General features: G+C 57.0%; 8 protein-coding genes. All 8 read left to right on the top strand.

What is annotated here, in order from left to right:
• Positions 1-8 precede the first annotated feature (8 nt).
• The 8 genes from QZ298_RS07365 (at position 9) to QZ298_RS07330 (ending at position 11,595) form a co-directional block, all read left to right on the top strand.
• On the top strand, positions 9-1,988 hold the full coding sequence (locus QZ298_RS07365) for a RagB/SusD family nutrient uptake outer membrane protein (RefSeq protein ID WP_296007448.1): 1,980 nt from the start codon (positions 9-11) through the stop codon (positions 1,986-1,988).
• Positions 1,989-2,016: 28 nt separating this feature from the next.
• A complete protein-coding gene (locus tag QZ298_RS07360; protein WP_296007446.1) occupies positions 2,017-3,918 on the top strand; it encodes a DUF5123 domain-containing protein in 1,902 nt (633 codons plus the stop codon).
• A gap of 92 nt (positions 3,919-4,010) precedes the next feature.
• Positions 4,011-6,383 carry a fibronectin type III domain-containing protein gene (locus QZ298_RS07355; protein ID WP_296007444.1) on the top strand — a complete coding sequence of 791 codons (2,373 nt, stop codon included), beginning with the start codon at positions 4,011-4,013 and terminating at the stop codon, positions 6,381-6,383.
• Positions 6,384-6,770: 387 nt separating this feature from the next.
• A complete protein-coding gene (gene sufB / locus QZ298_RS07350; RefSeq protein ID WP_296007441.1) occupies positions 6,771-8,216 on the top strand; it encodes a Fe-S cluster assembly protein SufB in 1,446 nt (481 codons plus the stop codon).
• Between the two features lie 14 nt (positions 8,217-8,230).
• On the top strand, positions 8,231-8,803 hold the full coding sequence (locus tag QZ298_RS07345) for a flavodoxin family protein (RefSeq protein WP_296007439.1): 573 nt from the start codon (positions 8,231-8,233) through the stop codon (positions 8,801-8,803).
• On the top strand, positions 8,797-9,549 hold the full coding sequence (sufC, locus tag QZ298_RS07340) for a Fe-S cluster assembly ATPase SufC (protein ID WP_296007437.1): 753 nt from the start codon (positions 8,797-8,799) through the stop codon (positions 9,547-9,549). The genes QZ298_RS07345 and sufC overlap by 7 nt, the downstream gene beginning before the upstream one ends.
• Positions 9,549-10,376, top strand: coding sequence for a SufD family Fe-S cluster assembly protein (locus QZ298_RS07335; RefSeq protein WP_296007436.1), 828 nt, complete (start codon positions 9,549-9,551; stop codon positions 10,374-10,376). Before sufC ends, QZ298_RS07335 begins: the two co-directional genes overlap by 1 nt.
• 1 nt (position 10,377) lies before the next feature.
• Positions 10,378-11,595 carry a SufS family cysteine desulfurase gene (locus QZ298_RS07330; RefSeq protein WP_296007435.1) on the top strand — a complete coding sequence of 406 codons (1,218 nt, stop codon included), beginning with the start codon at positions 10,378-10,380 and terminating at the stop codon, positions 11,593-11,595.
• The last annotated feature ends 16 nt before the right edge of the window (positions 11,596-11,611 follow it).

Below are 11,611 nucleotides of genomic sequence, written 5' to 3'. Positions count from 1 at the left end.
ATAGTCGTATGAAAATGAAAAAGGTTTATATATGCGCGATGATGTCCGCCGTGTCGCTCTTCGGTCTCGGTTCGTGCTCATCGTTTCTGGAGCAGAGTTCGCCTTCGGTCTTCACGCCCGACGTGACGTACGAGGATGTCGACATGACTTATAAGGTGTTGATGGGCGTCTACTCCAAGTTTACCGAGGATGCTACTTACTCGCAGTATCTGGGTATCATTCTCAATTGCCAGAGCGACTCCGAAATCCGTTCTTTCACGGCCGGCGCTCCCGCTTCCGACGACGGTCGCGGCACCACCAATTACATGCCTGCCACCGATGGTTCGTCGTCCATGGTTTCCAAGACCGCCGCTGCGCTCTACGAGGCTATCGAGCGTGCCAACGTCCTCATCGAAGGCATCGAGGGTTCGTCGCTCTATGCTTCGGGCCATTCCGATGTCGTGGCCATGCACGGCGAGGCGATCGCTTTGCGTGCCCAGTGTTATCGCGACCTGATCCGTTTGTTGGGCGACGTGCCTTTCAAGGTCGAGGCTACCAAGACCGACCTTTCCAATGTCTATCTGCCCAAGACCGATCGTTTCGTCATCATGGAGCGGCTCATCGAGCAGTTGTTGCAGTACGCTGGCGAGCTGCCTTGGCGCCAGGATACGCCCGAGCGCATCTCGCAGGGTTATGCCCGCGGTCTCTGCGCTCAGCTGGCCTTGATGCGTGCCGGTTGGAACTTCTCCACTGCCGGCGAATGGGAGGCTCCCCGCGACGATGCCAAGGATTGGCATAAGATCGCCATGGAGCAGACCAAGATCGTCATCGACGAGGGCGGTTATTTCTTGACCGAGGGCACGGCCCAGTACTCCGGTTTCGAGAACCTCTGGCGTACGGTCTGCCAGCGTCAGTACGTGGCCAACGAGGTACTCTACGAGGTCGGTTTCATCCTGTCGCGTTCTTCCGAGTTCGGTTATACCATCGGGCCGCGTCTGCGCACGACCACCACGGCTTACGGTTACGCTACGCAGGGCCAGATTCTGACCACCATCGACATGTTCTACTCTTACCATCCCGAGGACACGCGTCTGCCGGTTTCGGTCTATGCTACCGAGTTCCGCGACATTTCCGATACGGGCGAGTATACCAACGGTGTTACGTCGAAGACCGGTATCTCCGAGTACATGATCAGCAACCCTTCGGAGTTCCGCATCGGTAAGTGGAACACCATGTGGATGCCTTCCGATTTCGCATCGGCTTCCTATGCCGCCAACACCAAGACCGGTACGGGCGTCAATTATCCCATGATGCGTTACTCCGACATCTTGCTGATGTTCGCCGAGGCTTCCTATATGTACAACGGTGCTGTGACGTCCGAGGCCCGCAATGCGCTCTATGCCGTGCGTCATCGCGCCATCCCCACCATGACCGAGGCCGATTTCGCCGCTTACATCGGTGGAAAGGATTTCTTGAAGGCTATCAAGGACGAGCGTCGCTGGGAGTTCCTCGGCGAGGGTTCCCGCAAATGGGACTTGGTGCGTTGGGGCGAGTTGCACACCGCCATTCAGACCATGAAGAACAATTGCTTGGCTTTGGTGGGCTTGACCGATGGCGTCACTCCCTATCAGTTCGAGTTCAAGACCCGCCGCGTCAACGGCGAGACGGTCGAGCGCGTCGTCCCGAAGAACGTGTACTACAAGTACGACGACAACAACGAGATGATGCTCGACGTCAACTACGATTACGAGCGTACGAAGTTGCCCGGCGCCGAGTATTTCCAGTCGGCCACCGGCGGTCTCTGGTTCTGGGACGACAAGGGCGATCCGCGTGCCGTCGTTACCGATGCGGTCAGCAAGAAGAAGTACCAGTGCTTCATCAGCGATATTGCTTCGGGACTCTTCCGCGAGGATTACGGTGCGCTTTATTGTCCGTTCTATCCCATTCCTTCGAACATGATCCGCGATTACAACGGATTGCTCAAGCAGGACTACGGTTTCCCCAATTAGTTCATCGAACCTAAAACTGTAAACAGATATGAAATACGTGAAAAATATAGCGATGCTGATGACGGCGTTCTTCGCCTTGTTGTCCGTGTCGTGTACCGACGACGAGACCGAACCCAGCGGGGCTTCGCGTCTGTTCCGTCCGGTAAGCGTGACGCTTACGCCGCGCGGCACTTCGCTGACCGCTTCGTGGTCGGGCATGAAGGGCGCCATCGGTTATTGGGTCGAACTCTACGAGCGCATCGAGCGCGAGGATTCCTCGGTCGGGGACTCGGCGAGCGACACAGAACCCGATTATTCGCTCGTTGCCAGCAATGAGCAAGTTACCGGCACCGAGTGGGTGGTCAACGGATTGAAGTTCGACCAGACTTATTACTTCCGCATCAAGGCCGTCGATGCCGATGCTGCGCGCAATTCCTATTTTACCGATTTCCAGTCGGTGCGCATTCCCGCCATGACCGAGGTGCTCTCGTGCGAGGTGCTCGATCCGGTCGAGGCTCTCGTGAAGTTCACGTGGATGCCCGGTTATGATGTGTCGTTCGTCAAGATCACGGCGCCTGACGGCGGTGTTCGGACGATCAATGTCGACGATGCCGACGGCGGTTTCACGATGGACGGTTTCTTGTCCGGCACCTATACGGTTGTTGCAGGCAATGAGCGCGAGACCTACAATACGGTCGAGTTCATCATCCCCGTGCTCTACGATATCGATCCGGCTAAGGTAACGTTCGACAATGTGACGTTCTTGTGGCGTATCGATGCCAAGCTCGCGCAGTTGATCTGCACCAATGTGGCCGATGCCGAGGACAAGGTGGTCTTCGACCTTACCGAGGGGCAGCGCATTGCCGGCGAATTGGTAGCCGATGCTTCGATGTTCAAGCCCAATACGACTTATGTTGTGGTCATGGCTTACGAGTCCGAAGCCGGTGCCGAACCCGAGTTGACCAATACCGCATCGTTTACGTCGATGATGGTCAAGCCCGAGGGTGTCGTCTTCGTCGAGACCATCGATGAGTTGCTCGCCGCCATCAACGGTTCCGCAGCTATTATTGCACTCCAGCCCGGCGAGTATGTCGTGCCCAACAAGGGCAGCATTACCATTACCCGTGCCCTGACGCTCATGTCCGCTACGCGTCAGCAGCCGAAGGTCATCGTCAACCAGTTCACGGTAGCCAATACGGTATATGTCGACGGTACGCTTCGTTTCGAGGGCATCGAGTTCGAGTGCGCCAACCTGAATAATACGACCAGCTGCTTTATCGACCATACGGGTCAAAAGGCCAACATCAAGCGTATAGAGGTCGAGGATTGCTATATCCACGATTTCGGCAGTTCGTTCATGCGTTTCAACCGCCAGGATACTTCGGTCGAGGAGGTTTACGTCAACAACAACCGCTTGCTTCGCATGTACGGTCAGAACAGTTACTTGCAGATATCGAAGATCGTTGCTCGCGAGGTTACGTTCACGAACAATACGGCAACGGGTCTCGACTTCCAGAAAGCCGGTGTCCGCTTCTTGAGCTACATGGCCGATGACAATACGGTCGTGAAGTTCTCGAACAACACGATTCTGTTCAATAACTCGACGGGACGTCTGTTCTTCCACCTCGCCGGTCTCGGTGCAGGTGCGAATACGGGCGGCAGCATAACGATCGCCAACAATATCTTTTTCAACGAGGATTCGGACGCTCCGCGCAACGTCTCCAACTTCGACAGTTTTACCGTGACGGCGAATATCGAGAACAACGTGGTCGTAACTCCGTGGGGCGCAGGCAGCGACGGCGGTTCCATCCCGACCGAGACGCTTGCGTCGTGGGGTAACAAATACGCCCAGATGGATCCCGGTTTCAAGAGCGTTTCCGGCTACGACTTTACCGTGACCAACGACGAAGTCCGCAAGCTCGGCGTCGGCGACCCGCGTTGGCTCAAATAACATCCGAAACTTGTTGCTCGAAGGGCGGGGGAGTCGCTCTCTCCCGCCCCCAAGAGCCGAATGAATGAAAAATGAAAATTAAAAATACAGTCATGAAAAAATTCCAGTTCATTTCGCGCTTTGCAGCGAGTGTCGCTGCGGTCGCTTTGACGCTCGGTTCCGTCGTGTCGTTCACTGCTTGTTCGGACGACGACGAGATCGATAATTCCGGTATCAAGTCGCGCCTCGAAGTGCCTACGGTCAATGCCGTGAGCGCCGAGACCGACATTACCAAGACTTCGCTTACCTTCTCATGGGAGGCTGTCGGGGATGCTACCGGTTACCAGGCCCAGATCCGTTATTCGGAGACCGGCGATATCGTTCGCGAGCAGATTTCGGAGAACACGACCGTCACGTTCGAGAATCTGAATTCCGGTACGGAGTATTTCTTCCGCGTCTGCGCTACCTATAAGTACGACGAGGGCCGCAACTCGGCTTATTCGGCTTATGTTTCGGCTAAGACCGAGGAGGCCGATCCTACGCGTCCGACTTTCGCCGTGCCTGCCGAGGTGCGTTGCAACATGGGGGCGACGACCGCTGAATCGCTGACTTTCACGTGGGAGTCGGTCGAGGGTGCTCAGAAGTACAACGTCTTGCTGACCGCTATCGGCGAGGACGATCGTACGTTCGAGACCACGGGGACTTCTTATACGTTCAACGGTTTGACCACCGGTGTGAAGTATTTCTTCTCGGTGCAGGTTGCCGAGATTCCCGGCGAGGCAGGCACCAACGCTTCGGACTGGTCGGGTGCCGTCAAGGCTACGACTACGGCCAGACTGACCACTCCGCAGAATCTCCAGCTCAAGGTCAAGATGGCCCAGGCCGCCCAGTTCGTCTGGGACGAGGTCGAGGGTGCCAAAACTTATCAGTATGAACTCATTACGCTCACGCCGACCGGTTCGACCGAAACGGTTTTGGACGGTCTGATGTCTGACGTCGGCGCCAACTTCACACCCGGCGCTACGGTTTATGCTACCTCCACGGCCAACAATTCGATTTCGTTCCTCGGTCTGGAGAAGAAATCCTACTATGCTTTCCGTGTCAAGGCTGTTGCTGCCGCCGATCAGACCGAACAGGTCGATTCCGAGTTTACCGATCAGTATGTCTTCCGCACGCTCGAATTCGATCCCCGTCCTCTGGGCCTGCCCAAATTCAAACTCGACGAGGCTCAGCAGTTGAAGTTGATTTTCTCGTGGCCGGCTGTTGCCGAAGCTTTCGGTTATGACTATCAGATCGCTACTCCGGATGATGTGAAAGACGGTAACGAGGCTGCTTATGTTACTGGACAGATTCGTGCGGCCAACCCCGGTGAGGCTATCGCTACGACCCTTACGGTAAAAGACTTCGGTAAGGATGCCGATGGGAAGACCATTCCGTTGACCATCAAGACGGCTTACAAGTTCCGCATGAAGTCGATCGCTGATCCCGATGGACAGGTTTACGGCGATTCGTCGTGGTCTGAATGGCTGGATGTCAACACGGTCGACTTGGTGTCTGCGTTGACGATCAAGGACGGCGAGGATATCAGCGATTTGATGGGCCGTGTGAAGGACGGCGCTGTTATTACCTTGCAGGCTGGCTCTTACAACACGACGGCTCGGTTTACCATTTCGCAGAGTGTGACGATTCAGGGCGAGAACGCAGCGGATCGTCCGAAAGTGAATTTCAGCAATTTCGCTATCGATCCGCAGGCTGCATGCGGGAAGATCCGCATTGCGAACATCGAGTTTACCAACTTCAAGCTCAACGATGACGGTACGTTGAATAATACGGAATATCAGGGTCAGTATTTCATCGACTTCCAGAGCACTCAGAAAGCGCATGTCGACATTCTCGAAGTAGAGAACTGCGTGGTTTGGGGCGGTTTCAAGAGCGCATTCATCCGTATGAACCGTTCGAATTTCGGCGTAGACAACTTGGTTGTCAAGAACAATATCATCTGTGTCGGCGGTTCGGATGGAGGTCTTATCGGTGCCAACGGCAAGCCTATTGGTAAGGATTGGACCATTACGGGCAACACGATCGATGCCATGGGTAGCCTTTACGGCAATACCAAGTTCAGCCAGATCGTTCGCTTCCCGAACGGTAACGGCGAGGGTTTCGTTGGCAAGATTGAGAACAATACGTTCTACAATTTGAGTATTATCAAGGGTAAAGACCTCTTCGAAGCACCTCAGGGCCAGATAACCGTTTCGAAGAACATTGTCACGATCGATACGTCGGCTACGGGTGCCTGGACGAAGAATATCGGTATCAAGGCTGCCTTGACCTCGACGAATAACTTCATCTACGATACGACGTCGACGCTCGAAGGCTTTACGGTTGCCGATCCTCAAATTACGGGTTATAAGTTCCTTGAGAACTACAAGCCGACCAATGCCGATGTGATTGCCGCAGGTGCCGGCGACCCGCGTTGGCTCCAGTAATTCTTTGAGATTTCCTTTCATATCGAGGAGGTGCGCGAATTTTTGCGCACCTCCTGTTTTTTATTTTCGGGAACGGCGCTTGCCTAATGCTCTGGCCGGACGGCCTATGATCGATGCTGCGGTTTTGGCGGTATCTGGGGTGTTGTCTTGTCTTCGGTCGTTTTGTGGAACGGGATTTGCCGGGACGCAAGGTGGCTTTTTTTGCCGAATATTTTTACATCTTGGGCTGCGCCCAAGATACTCACGTTCGGCAAAATGCAAGCGAGCTTGCTTTTGCCCTCGCTTATTCGTATCTTTGACCTCTTCGAAGATACTCGGCCGCGGCAATGTTAAATTTATTTGGCATTGCGCTCGGCACTTCGTATCTTTGCACGATATTCCATAGCTATGGCTGAGAATGAAAAAGAGTTGCTGGAGCATATCGGCGAACAGGAGTATAAGTACGGTTTTACGTCCGATATCGATACCGAACTGATCCGGAAAGGGTTGGACGAGGAGGTCGTGCGTCTGATTTCCGCCAAGAAGGGCGAGCCGGCGTGGATGACCGAGCGCCGTGTCGCTGCTTTCCGGCATTGGTTGACGCTCGATCCGCCGACGTGGGCGCATCTGTCGATTCCCGAGATCGATTTTCAGGACATCATCTACTATGCGGCGCCCAAGCCCAAGAAGCAGTTGGAGTCGATGGAGGAGGTCGATCCCGAGTTGAAGCGCACGTTCGACAAACTCGGCATCCCGCTGGAGGAGCAGATGGCCTTGGCCGGCGTCGCCGTCGATGCCGTCATGGATTCCGTTTCGGTCAAGACGACTTTCAAGGAGACGCTGGCCGGGATGGGTATTATTTTTTGTTCCATGTCCGAAGCGTTGCGCGATTATCCCGAATTGGTCAGGAAATATCTCGGCAGCGTCGTGCCGTATACCGATAATTTCTACGCCGCATTGAACGCCGCCGTCTTCTCCGACGGGTCGTTCTGTTACATCCCCAAGGGGGTGCGGTGTCCCATGGAGTTGTCCACTTATTTCCGTATCAACGCCGCCGGCACAGGCCAGTTCGAGCGTACGCTCATCGTCGCCGACGAGGGGGCTTATGTCAGTTATCTGGAGGGGTGCACAGCTCCGCAGCGCGACGAAAACCAGTTGCATGCCGCCGTTGTCGAGATCATCGTCGAGAAAAACGCCGAGGTCAAGTATTCCACCGTGCAGAATTGGTATCCCGGCGACCGCGAGGGGCGGGGCGGTATCTATAATTTCGTTACCAAGCGTGGCATTTGCCGTGAAAATGCGCGCCTTTCGTGGACGCAGGTCGAAACCGGTTCGGCCATCACGTGGAAATATCCCAGTTGCATTCTCGCAGGCGATCATTCTGTCGGCGAGTTTTACTCCGTGGCCATGACCAACAACTTCCAGCAGGCCGATACCGGCACCAAGATGATTCATATCGGGCGCAATACGCGCAGCCGCATCGTTTCCAAGGGCATTTCGGCCGGTCGCAGCCAGAATTCCTATCGTGGTTTGGTCCGTGTGGGCAAGGGCGCCGAGGGCGCCCGCAACTATTCGCAGTGCGATTCGTTGTTGATCGGCGATCGGTGCGGTGCGCATACGTTCCCCGTCATCGATTGCCGCAACCGTTCGGCCGTCGTGGAGCATGAGGCCACGACATCCAAGATTTCCGACGACCAGCTCTTCTATTGCAACCAGCGCGGTCTTTCGACCGAGGATGCCGTCGGATTGATCGTCAACGGCTATGCCCGCGAGGTGTTGGCCAAGTTGCCTATGGAGTTCGCCGTCGAGGCGCAAAAATTGTTGGCTCTCAGTCTGGAGGGGTCGGTAGGATGATGCGGGACTCGGAGATGAAAATCGTCGTGTTGAACGGAAGCCCGCGCCGCGGGGGCGTGGTGTCGCAGATGCTGGGGCATGTTGCGGCCCATCTGCCGGAGCAGTGCCGGGCCGAGGAGTTCTTCGTCCACGACTTGCAGGTAAAGCCTTGCACGGGGTGCATGCGCTGCCGCACGCTCGGACGCTGCGTGCTCCCGGAAGACGATGCGCACCGTGTTGCCGAATTGTTGCGCGATGCCGACGCGCTCGTCGTCGGATCGCCTTGTTATTGGGGTAATATGACGGGCGAATTGAAAGTGTTGTTCGACCGGGTGGTCTATGTGATGATGGGCGAGCGGGAGAACGGAATACCCGTGCCGTTGCACCGGGGCAAACGGGCCGTCGTGGTCTCTGCTTGCAATACGGTGTGGCCGTTCAACGTTTGGTTCGGCCAGACCGGCGGTGTGTTCCGGGCCGTGCGCGAGATTCTCAAGTGGAGCGGCTACAAGGTGGTCGGCACCCTGGCCAAGGGCGGTTGCCGCAAGCAGGGCGGGCTGACGCCGCGGGAGATAATGAAATGTAAGAAATTGGCAAAAAAGATATGTTGAGCGTTAAGAATTTACATGCGTCGGTCGACGACAAGGAGATTTTGCGGGGCATCGACTTCGAGGTCAAGGCCGGCGAGGTGCATGCCATCATGGGGCCTAATGGTTCGGGTAAGTCTACTTTGGCGTCGGTGTTGGCCGGTAATGAAAAGTTTACCGTCACGGAAGGTTCCGCTACTTTCTTGGGGCAGGATTTGCTGGCTATGTCCATCGAGGATCGTGCCCGTGCAGGATTGTTCCTCGGGTTTCAGTATCCCGTCGAGATTCCCGGTGTCACGATGGCCAATTTCATGAAGTTGGCTGTCAACGAGCAGCGCAAGTTCCGCGGCCAGGAGCCTTTGTCGGCTGCGGAGTTCCTCAAGCTCATGCGAGAGAAAAGCGCAGTTGTCGAGTTGGATGCCAAGCTCACGTCGCGCGCCGTCAACGAGGGGTTCTCGGGCGGCGAGAAGAAGAAGAACGAGATTTTCCAGATGGCCATGCTCGATCCCCAGCTCGCCATCCTCGACGAAACCGATTCGGGTCTGGATATCGATGCCCTGCGCATCGTCGCTACGGGCGTGACGAAGCTCCATACTCCCCAGAATGCTACTGTCGTCATTACCCATTACCAGCGTTTGTTGGATTACATCGTTCCCGATGTGGTGCACGTCCTCTACAAGGGGCGGATCATCCATTCGGGCGACAAGACTTTAGCGCTCAAGCTCGAAAAGGAAGGGTACGATTGGTTGATAAACGATTATAAGGAATAATGGCCGCCATTACCGATACGATTCGCCGGTTCGCGACCGTCGCGGGCGAGCAGTTCCGCATCGGAGCCGATGCCGGTGCCGCGCAGCCTTTCGTTGCCGTCGATCCCCGCAAGTTGTGCATCGAGGTTGCCGCTGGGGTGGCGGCCCGGTTTGTCGTCGTGCACGAAAAGCCGTTGGCCTCGTCGCTTTCTTTCTTGTTGGAGGGCGGCTCCCGGTTGGAGCTTACCCATCTTTTCTTGGCCGAGGCGTTCGCCGAAGTCGTTGTCGAGCAGGCGGCCGATAGCGTTTGTTGCATGACAGCCGTGCAGGCCACAAGTGCCAATGCGATCTATAAGATCGGTTTGAACGGGGCGCATGCCGTCAGCAGGATGGGCGGACTTTTTCTCGCCGCGGATAGCGAGCATTGCGTCATGGAGCTGCGCACCGAGCACCGCGCGGCCGATTGCAGCAGCGATTCGTTGGTCAAGGGCATCGCGGGCGGCAGCGCCGTCGGCGAGTTCCACGGCTTGGTTTACGTCGCCCCCGACGCCCAGCGCACCGATGCCCGGCAGCAGAGCCGCAATATCTTGTTGAGCGAGGCGGCGCGCATCGTCGCCGAGCCGCAGTTGGAGATTTACGCCGACGACGTGAAGTGTTCCCACGGCGCCACGGTCGGACAGATGGACTCCGAGGCGATCCTCTACATGCGGCAGCGCGGTTTGAGTTTGGCGCAGGCCCGGCGGTTGCAGATCGAGGGTTTTGCCGGCGACGTGGTGCGGCGCTGCGGCGTCGAAGAGTTGGGCGAGGCGCTCATGGAGGTCGTCGCCCGTAAAATGGAGATGATGTAGGATGTTCGAAGTCGATAAGATACGCGAGGAGTTCCCCATTTTGGGGTGCAAGGTCTACGGCAAGCCGCTGGTCTATCTGGACAGCGGCGCTACGGCGCAGAAGCCGTTGCAGGTCATCGAGGCCGTCGACCGGCTGCACCGCGAGCAGAATGCCAACATTCACCGGGGCGTGCATTTTCTTTCGGAGGAGGCCACCGAGTTGTACGAGGCGGCCCGGGCGCGGATCGCCGCATGGATCGGTGCCGCCGCCAAGGAGGAGATCGTTTTCACGTCGGGCGCCACGGCATCGCTCAATACGGTGGCCTATGCCTGGGGCGACAAGTTCGTCAGCGCGGGCGATAATATCGTCGTCAGCGAGTTGGAGCACCACTCCAACATCGTGCCGTGGCAGTTGCTGGCCCAGCGCAAGGGGGCCGACATCCGCGTTTTGCCGTTCGACGAGACCGGACGCTTGCGCACCGAGTTGCTCGGGGAGCTTGTCGACGGGCGTACGCGTGTCGTCGCCGTCACGCAGGCTTCCAATACGCTCGGCACACGGCCCGATCTGAGGCCCGTCGTTGCGGCCGCCCATGCTGTCGGCGCCGTCGTTGTAGTCGACGGTTGTCAGGGCGCCGTGCATGGCGGCATCGATGTGCAGGCTTTGGATTGCGATTTCTATGCCTTCTCGGGCCACAAACTCTACGGCCCCACCGGCATCGGCGTCTTGTATGGCAAGCGAGCCTTGCTCGATGCCATGCCTCCGTTCATGGGCGGCGGCGATATGGTCGATCGCGTGACTTTCGAACGCACCACTTTCGCGCCCGTGCCGTTCCGGTTCGAGGCCGGAACCGCCAACTTCGTGGGTGCCATCGGATTGGGCGAGGCGGTCGGTTTCATGCAGCGTTTCGATCCCGCCGAGATCGAGGCCCACGAAAGCGCCCTGCTGCGCCATGCCGAGGCGCGTTTGCGCGAGGTCGAGGGATTGCGCATCTATGGCCGGACTCCGGACAAGTGCGCCATCCTCTCGTTCAACGTCGAGGGGGTGCACCCTTACGACCTGGGGATGATCCTCGACAAACTCGGCATCGCCGTGCGTACCGGACAGCATTGCGCTGAGCCGGTAATGACCCATTTCGGCACTACGGGCATGTGCCGTGCTTCGTTCGCCATGTACAATACGCTCGCCGAGGCCGACGCTTTGGCCGAGGGCGTACAGCGTGCAGTGCGGATGTTGCGATAGAACCCAAATTAAAGAA

The sequence above is a fragment of the uncultured Alistipes sp. genome, assembly GCF_910580175.1.
In the GTDB taxonomy this organism is placed as follows: Bacteria; Bacteroidota; Bacteroidia; order Bacteroidales; family Rikenellaceae; genus Alistipes.
Note: the sequence above shows the minus strand (reverse complement) of the source record. Positions and strands in the feature narration are given on the sequence as shown.

Coding starts and splice junctions, on each gene's coding strand:
- QZ298_RS07365 (WP_296007448.1), top strand. CDS start 9: ATGAAAATGAAAAAGGTTTATATATGCGCGATGATGTCCGCCGTGTCG.
- QZ298_RS07360 (WP_296007446.1), top strand. CDS start 2,017: ATGAAATACGTGAAAAATATAGCGATGCTGATGACGGCGTTCTTCGCC.
- QZ298_RS07355 (WP_296007444.1), top strand. CDS start 4,011: ATGAAAAAATTCCAGTTCATTTCGCGCTTTGCAGCGAGTGTCGCTGCG.
- sufB (WP_296007441.1), top strand. CDS start 6,771: ATGGCTGAGAATGAAAAAGAGTTGCTGGAGCATATCGGCGAACAGGAG.
- QZ298_RS07345 (WP_296007439.1), top strand. CDS start 8,231: ATGAAAATCGTCGTGTTGAACGGAAGCCCGCGCCGCGGGGGCGTGGTG.
- sufC (WP_296007437.1), top strand. CDS start 8,797: ATGTTGAGCGTTAAGAATTTACATGCGTCGGTCGACGACAAGGAGATT.
- QZ298_RS07335 (WP_296007436.1), top strand. CDS start 9,549: ATGGCCGCCATTACCGATACGATTCGCCGGTTCGCGACCGTCGCGGGC.
- QZ298_RS07330 (WP_296007435.1), top strand. CDS start 10,378: ATGTTCGAAGTCGATAAGATACGCGAGGAGTTCCCCATTTTGGGGTGC.